This window comes from Vibrio owensii (genome assembly GCF_002021755.1).
Lineage (GTDB): Bacteria > Pseudomonadota > Gammaproteobacteria > Enterobacterales > Vibrionaceae > Vibrio > Vibrio owensii.
The window spans coordinates 2,416,184-2,437,118 of the sequence record NZ_CP019959.1; the positions used below are offsets into that span (position 1 = coordinate 2,416,184).

Consider the following 20,935-nt stretch of genomic DNA (forward strand, 5'->3'; position numbering starts at 1 on the left):
GTAAAGTCAGCCTGAACTGCTATATTTTTTCTATTGATAAATTTATCGACTTTGAATTTGTCGTGAGAAAACTCTGGCACACGGAGGTAAGTGGTATAAGTGCCAGCAAACAGTGGTGGATACTATGGGAACCAAGCATCTTCTCCTGCTAGCGGAGAACAATCTTCAAACCAGTTTAATAGAAGGACAACTATCAACTTTACCTGACATCTACGTCAAAACATGTTTACCAGAAGAAGCAGTGTTTCGCAGTCATACCATGCACGTTGATCTGGTGTTTATTGACTATGACTTCATGAGGCTACTTGAAGCGAGAGCATTGTTGCCCGATTTCGACCTATTTGGTTGGTCTCTTATGATTCACAATGTGCCTAATGAAAGGGTGGATAATGAGTTGCTTCGATGGAAATTGCTCAAAGGTATTTTATTGCGAAACGCTTCGGTCACACACATCAGTGAAAGTGTGGAATACATATTTCAAGGAGGACTATGGCTGCCAAGAGTGTACTTAGAGAAACTGATCAGCAATTATCGCCACTCAAATCTTTCCATGGATTGTCAGCATGACTCATTAACCAGCCGGGAGAGGCAGATACTTGAGCTGCTCGCCTATGGGATATCGAATCAGCAAATTGCCTCTCAATTGTTCTTATCTGAGAGCACGGTGAAAAGTCATATCTACAAGTTGTACAAGAAACTCGATGTGCATTGCCGTCATGACGCGATAAAAATGGTTCGAATGAATGGAGGGTTAACGGCACAGTGATGGCCTGTAAAATAAAGAATGAGAAAAATCAATAAGTGCTTAAATAATCATAAGTTCTTCTAAGAACGGCTAGTTAAAATACCCGAGGGGCAAACCTTTGCCTGCAATTCCTAGAATCATTGTCCTACTTATTTCTTGTCACTCCACTACCACATTAGTTTTGTGTAAATGAAATGTTTAAATTTAGTTAATTTAAGCTAGGTTTATGTTTTTATTTTAGTTTTCATTCCATATGCTGTTTTCGTTTTGAAATCCCAATCGCAGTTTTTACAATCACTTTCATTTAGTGTGGTTATAGATTAAACAATCTCATGAGAAAAGTGGATTTTCGTATAATTTGTGATCTGGGTAGTGAATAAATAATCAATATTAAGGATTATTTAAAAGCTTCCTTAAACAAAATTGACAAAATTTAACCAATCGAGATAATCCATTGGTCGGGATTTGACGCTATTAAAGTCCTGCACATTGTCAGGATGACAAAGAAAGGAAGCAACATGACGAATATAGGAAGCCTGCTAGTAGATGCGGCCACCCTGATGTTAACAGGGATGGCGGTCGTATTTATTTTCCTCACCATTCTAGTTTATCTCGTTCGGCTGATGTCCAAATTGGTACCGGAAGAAGTACCAGCGCCGATCGCAGCACCGAAAACAAATACCAACGTTCAATCAACCTCTTCAGCTGTTAGTCCACAAGTAGTGGCGGCGATCTCGGCTGCGATTCATAAACATCGCGCCTCTGTCGCGAAGTAGCCGAAAGATAGGATTAAAAAGGAGTTTAAGAACATGTCTAAACCACTCGCTATTACAGATGTGGTCCTTCGTGACGCCCATCAGTCTCTATTCGCAACGCGTATGCGTATCGAAGATATGCTGCCTATCGCAGCTGAGTTAGATAAAGTTGGTTACTGGTCGCTAGAGACTTGGGGTGGCGCAACCTTTGATGCGTGTATCCGCTTCTTGGGTGAAGACCCATGGGAGCGATTACGCGAACTGAAAAAGGCCATGCCAAATACACCAATGCAAATGCTACTGCGTGGTCAAAACCTTTTAGGATACCGCCACTATGCCGATGACGTAGTAGAGAAGTTTGTTGAACGCGCGCACGCAAATGGTATGGATGTGTTCCGTATCTTTGATGCAATGAACGATGTACGTAACTTCCAAAAAGCAGTGAAAGCAACGGTAGATGTTGGTGCACACGCTCAAGGGACCTTGTCTTACACTACCAGCCCTGTACATAACGCAGATACTTGGGTGGATTTGGCTAAACGTCTTGAAGACTTAGGCTGTCACTCTCTATGTATCAAGGACATGTCCGGCCTACTCAAGCCATATGAAGCCGAAGAGCTGATCACTCGCATCAAAGCGTCTTGTGATGTGCCATTAGCGCTTCATTGTCACGCAACAACCGGTTTATCTACTGCGACTGCTGTGAAAGCGGTAGAAGCAGGCATTGATATTCTTGATACCGCGATTTCTTCGATGAGCTGCACATACGGTCACACGCCTACAGAGACAGTGGTTGCGATGCTGCAAGGTACAGAGCGCGACACGAATCTAAAACTAGACCAAATTGAGCCTATTGCGGCTTACTTCCGTGAAGTACGTAAGAAATACGCAAAATGGGAAGGTCAATTGAAAGGTGTGGATTCGCGCATTTTGATCGCTCAAGTACCAGGTGGCATGTTGACCAACATGGAAGGTCAGCTTAAAGAACAAGGCGCTGCAGATCGTATCGATGAAGTATTGGAAGAGATCCCACGTGTACGTGAAGATCTTGGCTTTATCCCACTAGTAACACCGACGTCTCAGATCGTCGGCACTCAAGCGGTGATCAACGTACTAACAGGCGAGCGCTACAAGAGCATCACCAAAGAAACAGCGGGTGTTCTAAAAGGCGAATACGGTGCAGCTCCAGCAGCAGTAAACGCCGAGCTACAAGCAAAAGTGCTGGATGGCAAAGAAGCCATTACTTGTCGTCCTGCCGATTTACTTGAAGCAGAAATGGAAACCCTAACCGTTGATTTGATGGAGAAAGCGCAATCTGAAGGCATTAAGCTAGCAAGCGAACGTGTCGACGATGTCCTAACTTACGCGTTGTTCCCTCAAGTCGGTCTGAAATTCCTGAAAAACCGTGGCAATCCAGATGCCTTTGAACCAGCACCAGCCTTAGAAGCTGCGAAACCAGCTGCTGCACCTGTAGTGCAACCTGCTGCTGGCGGTGTAGAGACCTACAGCGTGCGTGTTGATGGTCAAGTGTATGAAGTAGAAGTGGGGCCGCAAGGTCAATTAACTTCTGTGACGCCAAATGCGGCAGCAGTACCTGCTCAACCTGCAGCGCCAGTTGCTGCTAATAGTGCAGCGGAAGCAGTTCCAGCACCACTTGCGGGCAACATCTTTAAAGTCAATGTTCAGCCGGGTGTTGAAGTGGCAGAAGGTGATGTACTTTTGATTCTTGAAGCGATGAAGATGGAAACAGAAGTACGCGCTGCACGTGGTGGTGTGGTTCAAGAGTTGAACGTGAAAGAAGGGGATGCTGTTACCGTTGGCTCACCTCTTCTTAGCTTGGCGTAAGGGAGTATCATGGACGGATTGATGACCTTATGGTCAGAAACAGGGATCGCGAATTTTGAGTTCGGCCAAATCTGTATGATGTTGGTTGGTTGTACCTTGCTGTTTTTGGCGATCAAAAAAGGCTTTGAGCCCTTACTGTTATTGCCAATTGGTTTTGGCGCTATCTTAGCGAACATTCCAAATGCTGGCTTTACCGAGCCGGGCGGCTTGTTGTACTACGTCTACTACATTGGGATCGAGTCGGGCGTGTTCCCACTGCTGATTTTCATGGGCGTAGGTGCGATGACCGACTTTGGTGCTTTGATTGCGAATCCGAAAACCTTGTGGTTAGGTGCTGCGGCGCAGTTTGGTATCTTCGCAACATTATTTGGTGCGATTCTGCTTAACTACGTTCCGGGTATGGAGTTCTCCATGGCAGATGCATCGTCTATCGCGATCATCGGTGGTGCGGATGGCCCAACGGCTATTTTCTTGGCGAGTAAACTCTCTCCAGATCTGTTAGGTGCGATTGCCGTGGCAGCATACAGCTACATGGCTTTAGTACCGATCATTCAGCCACCAATCATGAAAGCTCTGACAACCAAAGAAGAGCGCCAGATCAAGATGGCTCAGCTTCGTCATGTTGGTAAGTGGGAGAAAGTGATCTTCCCACTTGCTGTACTATTGATGACGATTCTGTTCTTACCTTCGGCAACGCCGCTAGTTGGTATGTTCTGTTTGGGTAACTTGATGCGTGAAGCTGGTGTGGTGGATCGTTTATCGAAAACCGCTCAAAACGAACTGATCAACATTGTGACCATTTTCTTGGGGCTTGGTGTTGGTTCTAAGTTGCAAGCTGAGCAGTTCCTGAACCTAGAAACGCTAGGTATCTTGGGACTTGGCGCGGTAGCATTCAGTATTGGTACTGGCGCCGGTGTTCTGATGGCGAAACTGCTTAACAAGTTCTCGAAAGAAGACATCAACCCACTTATTGGCGCTGCAGGCGTTTCTGCAGTACCAATGGCGGCACGTGTTGTGAATAAGGTTGGCCTAGAAGCAAACCCACAAAACTTCTTGTTGATGCATGCAATGGGACCAAACGTTGCTGGGGTACTCGGTTCAGCGGTAGCGGCTGGTATTTTGCTCGCACTTGTAGGCTAGTGTGTCACCGTAAGTAGAGCTTGAAAGTTGGTGGATATTCTATGAAATGGAATTAGCTATCAATTTACAAATTGGCGATTAACTTCGACAAACAAAATGGTTTATAGTCAAAGGGATGCTCTTGCATCCCTTTTTGTTTTCTCGCAGGGAATGGGTTATGGAACACAAACAGATAGCGATTACCGAATTTGGCGACGCAGACGTTCTTGCACTGCAAACGACCACAACACCGGCACCACAAGCGGGTGAAATCCTCATTAAAGTTGCCTACTCAGGCATAAATCCAATTGATGTTAAAACTCGAGCAGGGCTTGGATGGGCTGCCGCACAAAATAAAGATAACTTACCTTGGGTTCCGGGGTATGACATCTCAGGAAAAGTTGTTTCCTGTGGAGAGGGAACGTCGCGTTTTAATGAAGGCGACGAGGTAGCAGGGTTTATCGGCTTCCCTATCCGAGGCGGTGGTTACAGCCAATACGTTTGTGTTCCCGAATCTGAACTCAGCCATGTTCCAAATACTGTCACTTTAGAAGCGGCTGCGGTGCTACCTCTTGCGGGTCAAACGGCGGCTCAAGCATTAAGCAAGGCCAATGTTACCGAAGGCGACCGAGTATTGATTCTTGCTGGTGCTGGTGGTGTTGGCCACATAGCGGTACAAATCGCCGTGGCAACCAAAGCCGAAGTCTTTACCACCTGCAGTGAACGAAATTTAGACTACCTCGCCACATTGGGGGCGCATGCAGTGAACTATCAATTTGCGCCAGTGTCAGAACGTGTTGAAGATGTGGATGTTTTGATTGATCTTGTTGGTGGCGATGCTGCACTTGATGCTCTCAAATGCCTGACTGATGATGCTCGAGTCATCACCGTTCCAACCATTACCGCCGAACTGATCTGCGAAAAGGCGAAGCTGCTTGGCTTTGAGGCGAGCGGTATGTTGGTGGAACCCGATCGCGAACAACTCGACACCTTACTTTACATGGTTGGGGTTGGATTGTTGAAAACAGAAATACAACACGTCTATCTGATGAATGAGGTTGTGGAAGCACACAAACAAGTCGAATCCGGACGGACGCGAGGCAAGATCTTGCTTGATATGTCATGTTAGAAGCCTTTAATGCGGCTTTCGAAAACCTAGCTCTGTGGTTTTCTGACTCTGCATTGTGGGTGCTATTCATTACCGGTTTTCTCAGTGCCACTTTGTTACCGGGTGGCTCTGAAGCGGGGTTGATAGCCACTTTATCGTTAAACCAGTACTCCGTTTCTTCCATTATTATTGTCGCCACGATCGGTAATACGCTTGGTGGTTTGACTAACTATTGGCTTGGGTTGTGGATTCCTAATAAAACTCAAGATGAAAAGCACGGTCACACCGCATTGAAGTGGCTGTCAAAATACGGTTACTGGGGATTATTCTTTAGTTGGTTGCCTGTTATTGGCGACCCACTATGTTTAGCGGCAGGATGGTTAAGGATGAAGTTTCTGCCGTGTTTAGTTCTTATATTTTTAGGCAAAGCCGCAAGATATAGCGTGCTGGCTGCCATCTATCTCGGTTTATTTTAAGGAAAGCGCATGAGAATGTTTTGGGTAAGTGCGTGCTCACTTTTAGTGATCACGGGCTGCGCATCAAACGCCCCTGTTTCGTCATTGCCTGATGGGGTGACTTTCGTTGAGTCGTCAAAAGCAGAAGAAGGCAAAGTAAAAATCCCATACCAGAAATATCAGCTCGATAACGGCCTTACGGTGATTCTGGCACCTGAAGATTCTGACCCGCTTGTGCATGTGGATGTTACTTACCACGTGGGTTCTGCACGTGAAGAGATCGGTAAATCTGGCTTTGCGCACTTTTTCGAGCACATGATGTTCCAAGGCTCTGAGAACGTGGGTGACCAAGAGCACTTCAAAATTATCACGGAAGCGGGCGGCACCCTAAATGGTACAACTAACCGTGACCGCACCAACTACTTCGAAACCGTTCCGGCTAACCAGTTAGAAAAAATGCTGTGGCTCGAATCGGATCGCATGGGCTTTTTGCTCGATGCTGTGTCTCAACGTAAGTTTGAGATCCAACGTTCTACGGTGAAGAACGAACGAGCTCAGCGTTACGACAATCGACCTTATGGTTTGATTTGGGAACGCATGTCTGAAGCCTTGTACCCTGAAGGTCATCCGTATTCATGGCAAACCATCGGTTACGTAGAAGACCTTGATCGCGTGGATGTGAACGACTTGAAAGCTTTCTTCTTGCGTTGGTATGGTCCAAACAACGCGGTATTGACCATCGGTGGTGATATCGATGTAGAACAGACGTTGGCGTGGGTGAACAAATACTTCGGCTCGATTCCTCGTGGTCCTGAGGTAGAAAATGCTCCTAAACAACCTGCTAAGCTCGCTGAAAGCAAATACATCACATTAGAAGATCGTATCCAACAGCCTATGGTCATGATCGCATGGCCGACAACTTATAGCGGTGAAGCGAATCAAGCCTCGCTGGATACTTTAGCTAGTGTGTTGGGCAGCGGCACGAACAGCGTGCTCTACCAAGACTTAGTCAAAACACAGAAAGCTGTCGATGCAGGATCATTCCAAGATTGTGCTGAGCTATCGTGTAATTTCTATGTTTATGCGATGGGGGATTCTGGCGACAAAGGTGACTTATCCAAGCTCTATGATGAGTTGATGGCATCGTTGGATAAGTTCGCCAAAGATGGCGTCACCAAAGATCGTCTTGAGCAACTGAAAGGCAAAACCGAAGCCGACGCGATTTTTGCTCTAGAAAGTGTAAAAGGCAAGGTAACGCAGTTAGCATCAAACCAAACGTTCTTTGGTAAGCCAGATCTGATTGAACAGCAGCTTGAACAACTTCGTGCTGTTACGCCTGAATCGGTAGAAAAAGCATACAGTGACTTTATTCAAGGCAAGAACAAGGTAACGCTGAGCGTTGTGCCAAAAGGTAAGACAGAGCTAGCTGTGAAGCCTGCAACCTTCGTAACGCCAAAACGCACATTACCTGAGTATGAAAAGATCACCGATGACCAATTGGCTTATCGTCGTGCAACGGACAATTTCGACCGCTCTGTCCAACCGCCAGCGGGTGCGCCTGTTGAAGCGACGATGCCAAAACTGTACGACATTCACTTCAAAAACGGTTCGGAATTACTTGGAACCGTAAGCAGTGAAACGCCAACGGTGACAATGCAGTTTAGCTTGCCAGCTGGTACGCGTTTTGTTGAAAGAGGCAAAGAAGGTCTTGCTCAGCTTACCGCAGCGATGTTGCAAGAGGGCACAACTAAGCGCTCTGCAGAAGACATCCAAGCTGAGTTAGACAAGCTTGGCAGCGTTATTTCTGTCGATGCGAGTGGCTACACGACGGACATCAGCGTCTCTGCACTTGAGAAGAACCTTGCCCCAACGTTGAAGATCGTTGAGGAGATGTTGTTGTCTCCGGCATTCAAGCAAGAAGACTTTGACCGAGTGAAAACACAAGCGTTAGAAGGTCTGGTTTATGAACACCAAAAACCAAGCTGGATGGCATCACAGGCAAGTCGCCAAGTGTTGTATGGTAATTCTATCTTTGCACGCCCGAAAGATGGCACCAAGGCAGGGCTTCAAGCGCTGACATTGGATGATGTTCGTGATTTCTATGCGAAGCACTACACGCCACAAAGTGCACAGATCATTGCCGTTGGTGATATCAGCAAAGCGGACTTAGAGAAACAGCTGTCTTTCTGGGCAAATTGGGAAGATGAAGCCGCTCCACTTTACGCGCCGCAAACTATCGCACCACTCGGTACGCAAAAAGTGCACTTGGTGGATAAGCCAGGGGCACCACAAAGTGTGGTCATGATGGTTCGTCAAGGCATGCCTTACGATGCAACAGGTGATTTCTATCTGGGTCAGTTAGCAAACTTTAACCTAGCGGGTAACTTTAATAGCCGTATCAATCAAAACCTTCGTGAAGACAAAGGCTACACTTATGGTGCTTATGGTTATTTCTCCGGTAATGTAGAAACGGGGTCGGTTGTGTTTACTGCGCAAGTGCGTGCGGATTCGACGGTGGCGTCTATCATCGAGATGGAGAATGAGTTGAACGAGTTCTCACAATCGGGCATGACTGACGATGAATTGAAATTTATGCGCCAAGCGGTCGGTCAAAAAGATGCACTGAAATATGAGACGCCAACACAGAAAGGCAAACTCATCAGTGATATTTTGAAATACAACTTAGATAAAGATTATCTACAACAACGAAACGCTATTGTTGAGACCGTCGATAAGCAGACGCTCAACGCTCTAGCACAGAAATGGTTTGACCCGAACGACTATCAAATCGTGGTCGTCGGAGATGCGACTTCCCTTCGCCCTCAACTAGAAAAGTTAGGGAAAGACGTGGAAGAGCTTGAAATCATTCGATAGAGTACACATTTAATAGCGGAGAGGAGACTCTCCGCTATTCGTTTCTAACTAGATAAATGACTTTTTGATGGGTTATTTATCTAGATGGATTATATATCAATAACTTAGCTTTCACTTGCCACGCTTGGCGAGTGTCCTGCTCCCAATATAAGCGAACCTCATTTTGACTGATTTTGCTGCGCGACTAAAACAAGTTGCATCAAACCCAGAAGTATTTAAGCAGTTTGGACGCGGTGTTGAGCGAGAAACTTTGCGCTATCGTCAGGATGGACACCTAGCAACAACACCTCATCCAGAGGGCTTGGGCTCAGCGTTCACAAACAAATGGATCACGACAGACTTTTCAGAATCTCTACTGGAATTCATTACGCCTGTATCACATGAGATCCCTGAATTGATGGGACAGTTGAAAGACATCCATCACTTCACTCAAACCAAAATGGGTGAAGAGAAAATGTGGCCGCTTTCGATGCCATGTTATGTAGGCACTGAAGATGATATTCAGCTGGCTCAATATGGCTCATCAAACTCAGCAAAAATGAAAACGCTTTACCGTGAAGGTCTAAAACGCCGCTACGGTAGCTTGATGCAAATTATCTCCGGTGTGCACTTCAACTTCTCTTTCCCTGAATCGTTCTGGGATGCGCTGCATGGTGAGCAAGATGAAGAAGCTCGCCAAGAAACGAAATCTGCAGCGTACTTTGCTCTAATCCGTAACTACTACCGTTTTGGTTGGATGATCCCGTACTTCTTTGGTGCGTCACCAGCGTTGTGTGGCTCGTTCATTCAAGGACGTGAAACGGATCTGCCATTTGAGAAAATTGGTGGCACCTTATACCTACCAAAAGCGACCTCTCTGCGTCTGAGTGATCTCGGTTACACCAACAGCGCTCAAAGCGTGCTTAAGATTGGCTTTAATAGTATCGACCAGTATCTTGAAGGTTTGAGTGACGCGATTCGTCGTCCATCTGAAGAATTTGCTGAGATTGGTGTGAAAGTCGATGGTGAATATCGTCAGCTTAACTCAAACATTCTGCAAATTGAGAATGAATTGTATGCCCCAATTCGTCCGAAACGTGTAACGAAGAGCGGTGAAAAGCCTTCGGAAGCGCTTAAACGTGGCGGTGTGGAATACATTGAAGTTCGCTCGCTCGATGTGAACCCATTCAGTGCTGTAGGTGTGAGTGAAGAGCAGGTTCGCTTCCTTGACCTATTCCTAACGTGGGCAGCGCTTTCAGACTCAGACCCGATGGATAACTGCGAGCTAGAATGCTGGCGTGACAACTGGAACAAAGTCATTGTTTCTGGCCGCGAGAAGGGCTTGATGCTGCAAATCGGTTGCCAAGGCGAGCGTCTGTCTCTACAAGATTGGGCTCATCGTGTGTTCGCTGACCTTCGTCTGATTGCGGTTGAAATGGATGCTGCAGCTGGTGGCAATGCGTACCAAGCGGTTTGTGACAAACTAGAATCTTGGATTGATGAACCAGAGCTGACCATTTCTGGCCAACTGCTTGAGCTGACAAAAGAGCACGGTGGTTTAGGTAAAGTGGGTTGTGCGCTTGGCATGAAGTTCCGTGAAGAAAACCTAGCACACAGCTATGAGCAATATTCAGCTGACGCAATGGAAACGGAAGTTGCGACATCGGTAGAGAAGCAAAAACAAGCAGAGCAAAGTGATACGTTATCCTTTGATGACTTCTTAGAAGATTACTTTGCTTACCTAAAACAATAATCAGTAGTAAGGGCAGGGATTGGACATTAAGCCGTTAGTGGTGTCTGTACTTGGGAGCGTGATGTTAGCCGGTTGTGCGACAGCGCCCCCAAAGCAACAAGACAACCTATGTGAAATATTCCGAGAAAAATCCGGTTGGTATGAAGATGCCAAAGACATGGAAGAAGAGTGGGGCACACCGATAAATGTTGCCATGGCGATCATTAAGCAAGAAAGTAGCTTTCGTCATGATGCTCGACCACCTAAAGATTATATTCTCGGCTTTATTCCGTGGGGACGCGTTAGCAGCGCTTACGGTTATGCTCAAGCCCAAGACCCTGCTTGGGATGATTTCCAAGATGCGACGGGACAAGGCGGCTCACGTACGAACTTCGACGACTCAATGATGTTTGTCGGTTGGTATACCCATGAAACTCGTCGCCAATTGGGCATCTCATTATGGGACCCTTACAACCAGTACCTTGCGTATCACGAGGGGCGTGGCGGTTACAAACGCGGAACTTATAACAGCAAACCAAGCTTAATTAAGGTTGCTAGGCGCGTAGAGCAAACCGCAAAGACTTATGGCTGGCAGCTGAAGCAATGTCGTCAGGAATTAGAAGACAACAGCGGCTGGTTCTTTTAGCTCACTCAATCCATGGATTATGAGTGGGGGAATGAACAGAAATAACGACCAATGCTTGTGAGTGTTGGTGATTACAATCAGGAGAGATGTAATGCCTTTATTAGACAGTTTTACCGTAGACCACACACGCATGAATGCACCAGCAGTCCGTGTGGCTAAAACGATGCAAACTCCAAAAGGGGACACCATCACGGTATTCGACCTACGTTTCACTGCGCCAAACAAAGACATCCTTTCTGAGAAAGGGATTCATACATTAGAACACTTGTACGCAGGCTTTATGCGTAACCACTTAAATGGTGAGAGTGTTGAGATCATTGATATTTCACCAATGGGCTGTCGCACTGGTTTCTACATGAGTTTGATTGGCACGCCTTCAGAGCAACAAGTGGCTGACGCTTGGATTGCCGCGATGGAAGATGTTTTGAAAGTAGAAAACCAAAACAAGATCCCTGAGTTGAACGAGTACCAATGTGGTACAGCAGCAATGCACTCTCTGGATGAAGCAAAGCAAATCGCGAAGAACATTCTAGAAGCCGGTGTATCAGTCAATAAGAATGACGAGCTTGCGCTGCCAGAGTCAATGCTAAAAGAACTACGTATCGACTAACCTGTCTTTCAGTTCAGAGCGTAGAGTTCGAAACGCATAAAAAGAAAGAGCCTGACAATGTCAGGCTCTTTTTTGTTTTTTCGACGCTATTTATCACTACTTTTCTTGAGTTTTGGGTACACCTTAACAAGCTTTATGCGATTCTCTTCAATATCGACAATTTCCATTGGATGCCCTGCGACTTGCACGCTTAAATGGCTTTCAGGAATGTCTTCTAAATGTTCTAGAATCAGACCGTTCAATGTACGTGGACCGTCGGTCGGTAGTTTCCACTTCAAGCCTTTGTTGATATCACGAATGTTGGCACTGCCTTCAATCAAGAAGCTGCCATCACCTTGTGGTGTGATCTCTTCCGATAAGCTCGGTGCAATGGATGTGGTAAATTCGCCCACAATCTCTTCCAAGATATCTTCCAACGTCACCAGACCGTTAATGTCGCCATACTCATCGACAATCAAACCAATGCGCTGTTTGTTGCGTTGGAACTTCAACATCTGCACGTTCAGAGGTGTGCCTTCTGGGATGTAGTACACCTCATCGGCAGCACGTAGCAGTGTTTCTTTGTTGAACTCGTTCTTCTCTAACATCAAACGGTACGCTTCGCGCAGACGCAGCATACCCACCACTTCATCTATCTGGTCACGATACAGCACAATGCGGCCATGAGGAGAGTGAGTCAGCTGACGGACGATAGACTTCCAATCGTCATTGATGTCGATGCCAGTGATCTCATTACGTGGCACCATGATGTCGTTCACTGTGACGTGTTCAAGATCCAAAATCGAAACCAGCATGTCTTGGTGACGGCGCGGAATCATGCCACCCGCTTCATTTACAACCGTGCGTAACTCTTCTGAACTAAGGTGATCTTCTGTGTTGTGATCGGCTTTCACGCCAATAAGACGGATAAAACCATTGGTAATAAAGTTCACTAACATCACCAGAGGTGACAGAACTTTCATCAGAATCGTGAGGAGAATACTACTCGCGTAGGACACGCGTTCAGGGTAGAGGGCGGCGATGGTTTTCGGTGTGACTTCTGCAAACACGAGCACGACCATAGTCAGCGCACCAGTTGCGATGGCAACACCGATATCACCGTATAATCGCATACCCAAAATGGTCGCGATGGCAGACGCCAAAATATTAACAAGGTTGTTGCCGATAAGGATAAGACCAATCAAACGATCTGGACGGTCTAATAGCTTTTCGACTCGCTTCGCCCCTTTATGCCCATTATTGGCTAAGTGCTTTAAGCGGTAACGGTTCAAAGACATCATCCCTGTTTCTGAACCTGAGAAGTAACCTGATATGACGATAAGACACGCGAGTAGCGCAAATAAGATACCCGTAGATATGTCGTCCAAAACGCAGCAGTTCCTTGTATGTGTTTGGTTAATTTATGACCGAGCTTGGCCGTTAAGTCAATGGAATAAGGGGTACTCTATTTTATTTACCCATCAATATAAAGGATAAGGAGCACAAGGCTCCTTATTAATTGAATTTAATAGATGGATTACATCAACTTAAAATGATCTCTTTCACGAAGCGACTGCCAAAGTAAGCCAAGGTCAGTAGTGTCGCACCCGCGACTGCAAACCAAGTCACTTTCTTACCACGCCAGCCTTTTTGGTAATGGCCCCAAAGCAAGATGGAATACACAATCCAAGCGATGAAAGAAAGGATACCTTTGTGTGCTTTACCTTGAGCAAACATGTCTTGTACGAAGACAAAACCAGTAATCAATGTGCCTGTGAGTAATAAGTTACCAATCAAGATAATCTTGAACAGTTGTCGTTCAACCATCATCAATGGTGGCAAGTTCGGATTAATTGCCAACGACTTCTTGGCTTTGAGCTTGTGGTCGAGCCACGCCAGTTGCAGAGCGTATAGCGCACCAATGGTTAAGGTAGCGTAGGAGAACAACGCAAAAGAAATGTGAATAAGTAGCTTAGGGTCGTTCTCTAAATGCTTAATAAACGTGCTTGGTAAGAAGGTAGCAGCAGTTAAATTGATGGCAGCAAAGCTATAAACCACAGGAAGAAGGAACCACAAACGATTCTTGAGCATCGCCACACTCATTACCAGCGAGATGATAAAGCTGATCAAAGAAGCGACGTTAAGAATGCTGAGGTTTTGCCCTGAACCGTCGAAAATCAGATCACTCAGAATCCAAGCGTGAAAAACCAACGCACATGCCGCACTGGCAAATACGGTTTTCGCTTTGATTCCTGACTGCTGAGAGAGTCCGGGAATGATGGTCGCAATTGCCAAAACGTAAAGAATGGCGGCTGCGATGGCAATTAAGCTATCCATGAATCTTAAGAGTTATTGTGCACAATGGTGAAAATTATACCTTGCATTACTCTTTGGGGCTATGGGCGATGCCTCATCAATCACGAGAGATGAGATATTGAAATTAACAAGTTAGCCCTCAAGTTAAGGATAAGAGTAGTGTTCGGGTATGACTGTGACGTTGGCTAAGGTATACTCACACTAATTAATCGCCATTTTAGCGAAGAGACAAAGATGTTTGAGAATTTAACGGATCGATTATCCAAAACGCTGAAGAATATCAGCGGTAAAGGTCGTCTGACCGAAGACAACATTAAAGAAACCCTACGTGAAGTACGCATGGCACTATTGGAAGCGGACGTTGCGCTTCCTGTTGTACGTGAATTTGTAAACCGCGTTAAAGAAAAAGCGGTGGGTGTAGAAGTTTCTAAATCCCTAACACCGGGTCAAGAGTTCATCAAGATCGTTCAAGCTGAGCTTGAAGCGGTTATGGGTGAATCTAACGAAGCTCTTAACCTAGCAGCACAGCCGCCAGCGGTACTTTTGATGGCAGGTCTACAAGGTGCGGGTAAAACCACATCGGTAGGTAAGCTTTCTAAGCTACTAAAAGAGCGTGATAAAAAGAAAGTCTTGGTTGTGTCTGCCGACGTTTACCGTCCAGCGGCAATCAAGCAGCTAGAAACCCTAGCATCAGACATCGGTGTCGACTTCTTCCCATCTTCACCGGATCAAAAGCCAATTGATATTGCTAACGCAGCTATCGACCACGCGAAGAAGAAATTCTACGACGTGTTGATTGTCGATACCGCGGGTCGTTTGGCTATCGATGAAGAAATGATGGGTGAGATTAAAGATCTTCACTCAGCGATTAACCCTGTTGAGACGCTGTTTGTTGTTGATGCAATGACAGGTCAAGATGCGGCGAATACAGCAAAAGCATTCGGTGATGCCCTACCGCTAACTGGTGTGATTCTGACTAAAGTCGATGGTGATGCTCGTGGTGGTGCGGCGCTATCAGTTCGTCATATCACAGGTAAGCCAATCAAATTCCTAGGTGTGGGTGAGAAAACCGACGCACTAGAACCGTTCCACCCTGATCGTGTTGCATCGCGCATTCTAGGTATGGGTGACGTACTGTCACTTATCGAAGACCTACAACGCAATGTTGACCAGGAAAAAGCAGAGAAACTAGCGAAGAAGTTCAAAGAGAAGAAAGGTTTTGACCTTGAAGACTTCCGTGAACAGCTAGGTCAAATGCAAAACATGGGTGGCATGATGGGCATGCTAGACAAGCTACCAGGCATGTCTCAGCTACCATCAGACGTGAAAGACAAAGTTGACGACAAGATGTTTAAGCAGATGGAAGCGATCATCAGCTCAATGACAATGAAAGAACGTCAACGCCCAGAAATCATCAAAGGTTCGCGTAAGAAGCGTATCGCTGCAGGTTCTGGTGTTCAGGTTCAAGACGTTAACCGTCTATTGAAGCAGTTCACCCAAATGCAGAAGATGATGAAGAAAATGCAAAAGGGCGGCATGAAAGGCATGATGCGCAACATGCAAGGCATGATGGGCGGCGGCGGTATGGGTGGAGGCGGTGGCTTCAATCCATTTGGCCGTTAAACGATTGCCTAGACTTTAGTTTCAGGGTGTTAGCTACATCACAAACTTGAATTTCAATTTATGTTGGTGAAAAAGTAACTAAATCCCTTGCATTGCTTCGGGATAAGAGTAAAATTCCGGAGCTTTATTTTGGCACGAGACCCCAGGTTGTTCAGTTTTATGAATGATTATTGGGGTTAATTTTATTTTTGAGAAAGCAAAGAGGACGACATGGTAACCATTCGTTTGGCACGTCACGGCGCTAAAAAGCGTCCATTTTATCAAATCGTAGTAGCGGACAGCCGCAACGCTGCAACTGGCCGTTTCATCGAGAAAGTTGGTTTCTTTAACCCAACTGCAAAAGGTCAAGAAGAAGGTCTACGTCTAGACCTAGACCGCGTTAACCACTGGGTTGGTCAAGGTGCGTCTCTATCTGACCGCGTTGCTAAGCTAGTTAAAGACGCTCAAAAAGCGGCTTAATTTTTTACTTTAGAAGTAGAAACTAGTTTATGTCGATGAAAGGTAAAGAAACAATGAGCAACGAAAAGATTGTTGTAGGCAAGTTTGGTGCTACTTACGGCATTCGTGGTTGGCTTAAAGTTTTTTCCTACACAGACAATGCTGAAAGCATTTTCGATTACAGCCCTTGGTTTATTAACCAAAAGGGTACGTGGGTTGAGTACAAAGTAGAAAGCTGGAAACGCCATAACAAAGGTATGGTGGCTAAGCTGGAAGGTCTAGATATTCGTGAAGACGCGCATCTAATGACAAACTTTGAAATTGCTATCGACCCTGCGGTACTTCCTGAATTGTCAGAAGATGAGTTCTACTGGCGTGAATTGTTTGGGATGCAAGTAGTAACCACTAAAGGTTACGATCTAGGTGTCGTATCTGACATTCTAGAAACTGGCTCAAACGATGTTCTGGTTGTTAAAGCAAATCTTAAAGATGCTTTCGGGCAGAAGGAACGATTAATCCCGTTCCTTGAAGAGCAAGTGATCATCAAAGTTGATCGCGAAGCTCAACGGATCGAAGTTGACTGGGATCCTGGATTCTAATCTCCAAAATTACAGAGCGAGATAAACATGTGGGTTGGCGTAATTAGCCTGTTTCCTGAAATGTTCCGTTCTGTTACTGATTTTGGGGTAACAGGTCAAGCGGTTAAAAAAGGTCTTTTGTCGATTGAGACTTGGAATCCTCGCGATTTCACTCACGACAAGCATCGCACTGTCGATGACCGACCTTACGGTGGTGGCCCTGGTATGCTAATGATGGTTCAGCCTTTGCGCGATGCCATTCATACCGCGAAAGCAGCCTCACCGGGTAAGACGAAAGTCATTTACCTTTCTCCTCAAGGTCGCAAGCTCGACCAAAAAGGGGTTGAAGAACTGGCAACGAATGAGAATTTACTTCTGATTTGTGGCCGTTATGAAGGGGTAGATGAGCGCATCATTCAATCTGAAGTCGACGAAGAATGGTCGATTGGTGATTTTGTGATGACGGGTGGTGAGATACCAGCCATGACGTTAATCGATTCTGTCTCTCGGTTTGTTCCGGGTGTACTAGGCGATTTCGCGTCAGCAGAAGAAGACTCTTTTGCAAATGGCTTATTAGATTGCCCTCACTATACGCGTCCTGAAGTGTTGGATGATAAAGAAGTGCCAGCGGTACTGATGTCAGGCAACCACAAGGACATTCGTCAATGGCGACTAAAACAGTCGCTAGGCCGAACTTGGCTAAGAAGACCAGAGCTCCTGGAAAACCTAGCTCTGACTGACGAACAGGAACAATTACTTGCTGAGTTCATTAGTGAACATAACGCAAAGTAACCTAATTTATTTAGTATCAGTTTATTCTAGGAATTTAAAAAATGAGTAACATCATCAAGGCTCTTGAAGAAGAGCAAATGAAATCAGGCCTGCCTAAATTTGCACCAGGTGACACTGTTGTAGTTCAGGTTAAAGTTAAAGAAGGTGAGCGTGAGCGTCTACAGGCTTTTGAAGGCGTTGTAATCGCAATCCGTAACCGTGGTCTTCACTCTGCTTTCACTGTACGTAAGATCTCTAACGGTGAAGGTGTTGAGCGTACGTTCCAAACTCACTCTCCAGTTGTTGATAGCATCGAAGTTAAACGCCGTGGTGCAGTACGTCGTGCCAAGTTGTACTACCTACGTGAGCGTTCTGGTAAGTCAGCTCGTATCAAAGAGAAACTTGCTAAGAAGTAATGCTATAACTAGCGTTCTCATAGTAAACGGAGCCCATCTGGGCTCCGTTTTTTTATGCGCGAAAAAGTTAGGGAACGGACTTCGTCCTTCTAGAATCGGGAACGCTACGCTTCGAGATTTGAGAGCGCTTCGCTTTAGGAACCGAGAGGTGTTGTTGGATGGTTAATGCAAGAAATTTGGTCTCGAAGGTGTTGACAGAACTTGTCCTTAGAAAGACAAATGAACCGAATCCCGAATCCCGAATCCCGAATCCCGAATCCCGAATCCCGAATCCCGAATCCCAAAAAACAAAAAGGGCCAATGCTCTCACATCAACCCCTCTCTTTATTCTCGAAGCGTAGCGTTCTTGTATCTCGACTCTAGCTTCTCAATTCTTTAGTACTGGTCTTCAGACCAACCATCGCTATCCGACATATCCGGTGCACCGGCGATGGCGTTTTCTTCATCTGCCCATTCACCAAAATCAATCATTTGGCATTGTTTACTGCAGAAAGGGCGGTGAGGGCTTTGTTCGCCCCACTCAACGTCTGCGCCACATTGTGGGCATGGAACGACTGTAATTTTAGACATCGTCATTCGTCCTATTTATTCGGTGTTCAAAGGTATTAAGGCAATAGTAGTGCTTGTTGAGCTTAGCTACAAACAGCAAGTTCAAACTCGACATCTTGCGTGCAAGCTTGACCACTTTCGAAAGCCATAAACTTGATGGCAAAACGGTTCTTGTGGCCCGAAATCATCGGGTAGACACCGTATTCCATTGGGATGTGTAAACGTAAAATATTGGCTTCATCAGCATCACTTTGGAAAAAGCCTGCGCGGGCGATTTGCGCTTTGAAGTGACCCGTTTCGCGAGTAAGTTTTAGCCAAAGTGCTAACGCATCAGAAAGCGGCTTTAAGCTCGCTTGCCATTGGTTAGCATCGTGCTTTTTACGCTCAATCGGTAAATGAAGCCAATAATGCAAAGCGGGTAGGTCGAAACAACATGAACCACCAGGCAGGTTGAAACGCTGGCGAATTGAACTTAAGAAGCGGTCTTCTTTTAATGCTTGACCGAAGCGCTCAGCTGCCATCAATTGGCTGTGTACGACATCTATCTCTTTTAAAAGCTCATTCAGTGCTTGTTGATCTACGCCGTCAACATTGAGCCAGTTACGATAAGCTAAACGCTGCTTTTCAAGATCTTTAGCGAGTTCGCTTTTTAGCTGGATTTGCTCGAAGATTTCGACCATATCGAAAAGGGCACGAAAGAACAGCTGATATTGATGGTTATCAGCAAAACTTGAGGCTAGATGAGCCTGACGCAGCAAAGACTCAACTCTTAAATAGATGCGAGTTTTTTCATTTAACGGATGTTCAAATTTGTGCGTGGTCATCGACATTAGCCTTGGTGAGTTTCATTCCTATTTTCGCAGATTTTTCTTACACATGGCTAGGTACTTTTCGTGTAAATCTGTGATTTGAAGCAAAAGATCTGGGTCATCTGGATTATTCTTCACCACATCATCCGCCAGAGCAAGCCGTTGCTCACGAGAAGCCTGGGACGCCAAGATCGCATTTGCCTGCTGTTCGCTTACGTTATCGCGTTTTACAGTTCTGGAGATCTGGGGTTGTGGGTCAACATCGACGACAAGAACTCGATCACATAAGCTATCAAGCTTGTTCTCTACCAATAAAGGTACAACCAAGAGGGCATAGTCCGATGTGACTTGCTCCAAATCTTCGATCATCTTTTCACGAATCATCGGATGCAATAAACCATTAAGCCATGCTTTCTCTTCTGGATTGGAGAAGATCTTTTCTCTTAATTTGGCTCTATCAAGTGTCTGATCATCGTGAACAATATCCGCACCAAAGTGTTCAACGATAGCATTAAGTCCGGGAGTTCCCGGTTCTACAACTTCGCGAGCTACGATATCAGCATCGACAATGTCGATTTTGAACTGCTGTTTGAATAGGTTTGCCACCGTGGTTTTGCCACTCGCAATACCGCCAGTTAAGCCAATAACAAAAGCCATTTACACTCCTAGAATCGACGTAAAGTACCAGTTGAGGATTTGATTGCCCCAAATTAGGCTCACCCATCCCGCAATTGCAAGGTAAGGGCCGAAAGGAAAGGCTTTCTCGATACCTTGTTTTTGCAAACGCAGTTGGATAAGACCAAAGATGACGGCCACTACTGATGAAAGCAGAATGATCATCGGTAGCGATTGCCAACCCAACCAAGCACCTAATGCGGCAAGAAGTTTAAAGTCACCATAGCCCATGCCTTCTTTGCCTGTAAGGAGCTTAAACAACCAGTAAACACTCCAAAGACATAGATAACCTGCCATTGCCCCAATGATGGAGTCTTGTAGGTTCACAGGGCTGATACCAGAAAGCGCGAGAGCAATACCTGCCCACATTAATGGCAATGTAAGCTGGTCTGGCAACAGCATGGCATCGAGATCGATAAACGTGGCGGCAATCAATACAAAGGTAAAGAAAACCAGCGCGACAGTGAAGTAGCTAAAACCGAAGTGAAAAGCGATAAAACCCGAACAAAAGGCAGTAAGCAGTTCGATAAGAGGGTAGCGTGCACTGATAGGAGATTGGCAGTTGTGACATTTACCGCGCAGAAGCAACCAACTAATCACTGGGATATTGTCACGAATACGAATTTGAGTGCCACATTGCTGACAAGATGAGCGTGGTACGCTTAACGTCAGCGTCTCTTTTGGTGGTTCTATTTTGTATTCAGGGAATGATTCCGCGCATTCGCGTCGCCATTCTAATTCCATGATTTTGGGTAATCGATAAATAAAAACGTTGAGGAAACTACCCACGATCAAACCGAAAACCGTGGCAAATACAACGAATAGCCATGGGTAGTACTGGAATACTTCCATATCTGTCTCTTGAGCGATGAATCAAACAAGCAAGATGCTGTTTTGAAGGAATTAATTTGCT

General features: G+C 45.7%; 21 protein-coding genes. 15 read left to right on the plus strand and 6 right to left on the minus strand.

Annotation, left to right across the window (positions count from 1 at the left end):
- Positions 1–124 precede the first annotated feature (124 nt).
- The 10 genes from A9237_RS11190 to luxS all read left to right on the plus strand — a co-directional run bounded on the left by A9237_RS11190 (position 125) and on the right by luxS (position 11,868).
- Complete coding sequence (locus A9237_RS11190; RefSeq protein WP_020196754.1) at positions 125–766, plus strand: helix-turn-helix transcriptional regulator; 642 nt, start codon at positions 125–127, stop codon at positions 764–766.
- A 497-nt stretch (positions 767–1,263) separates the two neighbouring features.
- Entirely contained in the window at positions 1,264–1,521 is a 258-nt protein-coding gene (locus A9237_RS11195) for an oxaloacetate decarboxylase subunit gamma (RefSeq protein WP_005448441.1), read from the plus strand.
- A 33-nt stretch (positions 1,522–1,554) separates the two neighbouring features.
- Positions 1,555–3,345 carry a sodium-extruding oxaloacetate decarboxylase subunit alpha gene (oadA, locus tag A9237_RS11200; protein ID WP_078608187.1) on the plus strand — a complete coding sequence of 597 codons (1,791 nt, stop codon included), beginning with the start codon at positions 1,555–1,557 and terminating at the stop codon, positions 3,343–3,345.
- A 9-nt stretch (positions 3,346–3,354) separates the two neighbouring features.
- The gene (locus A9237_RS11205; RefSeq protein ID WP_005448436.1) at positions 3,355–4,485 is read left to right on the plus strand and encodes a sodium ion-translocating decarboxylase subunit beta; all 1,131 of its coding nucleotides are present in this window, start codon (positions 3,355–3,357) and stop codon (positions 4,483–4,485) included.
- A gap of 157 nt (positions 4,486–4,642) precedes the next feature.
- Positions 4,643–5,593 carry an NADP-dependent oxidoreductase gene (locus A9237_RS11210; protein ID WP_078608188.1) on the plus strand — a complete coding sequence of 317 codons (951 nt, stop codon included), beginning with the start codon at positions 4,643–4,645 and terminating at the stop codon, positions 5,591–5,593.
- Entirely contained in the window at positions 5,587–6,048 is a 462-nt protein-coding gene (locus tag A9237_RS11215) for a YqaA family protein (protein ID WP_005438056.1), read from the plus strand. Before A9237_RS11210 ends, A9237_RS11215 begins: the two co-directional genes overlap by 7 nt.
- A 9-nt stretch (positions 6,049–6,057) precedes the next feature.
- Complete coding sequence (locus A9237_RS11220; RefSeq protein ID WP_078608189.1) at positions 6,058–8,901, plus strand: M16 family metallopeptidase; 2,844 nt, start codon at positions 6,058–6,060, stop codon at positions 8,899–8,901.
- Positions 8,902–9,064: 163 nt separating this feature from the next.
- Positions 9,065–10,633, plus strand: a complete 1,569-nt coding sequence (gshA, locus tag A9237_RS11225) for a glutamate--cysteine ligase (protein WP_005438052.1) — start codon at positions 9,065–9,067, stop codon at positions 10,631–10,633.
- Positions 10,634–10,694: 61 nt separating this feature from the next.
- On the plus strand, positions 10,695–11,258 hold the full coding sequence (locus A9237_RS11230; protein WP_012128887.1) for a transglycosylase SLT domain-containing protein: 564 nt from the start codon (positions 10,695–10,697) through the stop codon (positions 11,256–11,258).
- A gap of 91 nt (positions 11,259–11,349) precedes the next feature.
- Complete coding sequence (gene luxS, locus A9237_RS11235; protein ID WP_005438047.1) at positions 11,350–11,868, plus strand: S-ribosylhomocysteine lyase; 519 nt, start codon at positions 11,350–11,352, stop codon at positions 11,866–11,868.
- An 86-nt stretch (positions 11,869–11,954) separates the two neighbouring features.
- Here the strand turns inward: luxS and A9237_RS11240 are convergent, their stop codons facing one another.
- Positions 11,955–13,235, minus strand: a complete 1,281-nt coding sequence (locus tag A9237_RS11240; RefSeq protein WP_009707575.1) for an HlyC/CorC family transporter — start codon at positions 13,233–13,235, stop codon at positions 11,955–11,957.
- 154 nt (positions 13,236–13,389) lie between these two features.
- Positions 13,390–14,184: a cytochrome C assembly family protein gene (locus A9237_RS11245; protein WP_005438043.1), complete on the minus strand. Its 795-nt coding sequence runs from the start codon at positions 14,182–14,184 to the stop codon at positions 13,390–13,392.
- A gap of 213 nt (positions 14,185–14,397) precedes the next feature.
- Between A9237_RS11245 and ffh the strand changes: the two genes are divergently transcribed.
- From ffh to rplS, 5 genes are all read left to right on the plus strand, one after another.
- Positions 14,398–15,786, plus strand: coding sequence for a signal recognition particle protein (gene ffh / locus A9237_RS11250; RefSeq protein WP_005438041.1), 1,389 nt, complete (start codon positions 14,398–14,400; stop codon positions 15,784–15,786).
- A 210-nt stretch (positions 15,787–15,996) separates the two neighbouring features.
- Entirely contained in the window at positions 15,997–16,245 is a 249-nt protein-coding gene (gene rpsP / locus A9237_RS11255) for a 30S ribosomal protein S16 (protein WP_005438039.1), read from the plus strand.
- A 29-nt stretch (positions 16,246–16,274) separates the two neighbouring features.
- Entirely contained in the window at positions 16,275–16,823 is a 549-nt protein-coding gene (gene rimM / locus A9237_RS11260; protein WP_005438038.1) for a ribosome maturation factor RimM, read from the plus strand.
- A 27-nt stretch (positions 16,824–16,850) separates the two neighbouring features.
- Complete coding sequence (trmD, locus tag A9237_RS11265) at positions 16,851–17,594, plus strand: tRNA (guanosine(37)-N1)-methyltransferase TrmD (protein WP_005425529.1); 744 nt, start codon at positions 16,851–16,853, stop codon at positions 17,592–17,594.
- Positions 17,595–17,635: 41 nt separating this feature from the next.
- Positions 17,636–17,989, plus strand: coding sequence for a 50S ribosomal protein L19 (gene rplS, locus A9237_RS11270; protein WP_005438036.1), 354 nt, complete (start codon positions 17,636–17,638; stop codon positions 17,987–17,989).
- 375 nt (positions 17,990–18,364) lie between these two features.
- Here the strand turns inward: rplS and yacG are convergent, their stop codons facing one another.
- From yacG to A9237_RS11290, 4 genes are all read right to left on the minus strand, one after another.
- Positions 18,365–18,559 (minus strand): DNA gyrase inhibitor YacG, encoded by a 195-nt coding sequence (yacG, locus tag A9237_RS11275; protein ID WP_009707573.1) that lies wholly within the window; start codon positions 18,557–18,559, stop codon positions 18,365–18,367.
- Between the two features lie 62 nt (positions 18,560–18,621).
- Positions 18,622–19,362, minus strand: coding sequence for a cell division protein ZapD (gene zapD, locus A9237_RS11280; RefSeq protein WP_038896791.1), 741 nt, complete (start codon positions 19,360–19,362; stop codon positions 18,622–18,624).
- A gap of 27 nt (positions 19,363–19,389) precedes the next feature.
- Positions 19,390–20,004, minus strand: a complete 615-nt coding sequence (gene coaE / locus A9237_RS11285) for a dephospho-CoA kinase (RefSeq protein WP_078608190.1) — start codon at positions 20,002–20,004, stop codon at positions 19,390–19,392.
- Complete coding sequence (locus tag A9237_RS11290; RefSeq protein ID WP_078608191.1) at positions 20,005–20,874, minus strand: prepilin peptidase; 870 nt, start codon at positions 20,872–20,874, stop codon at positions 20,005–20,007.
- Positions 20,875–20,935 lie beyond the last annotated feature (61 nt).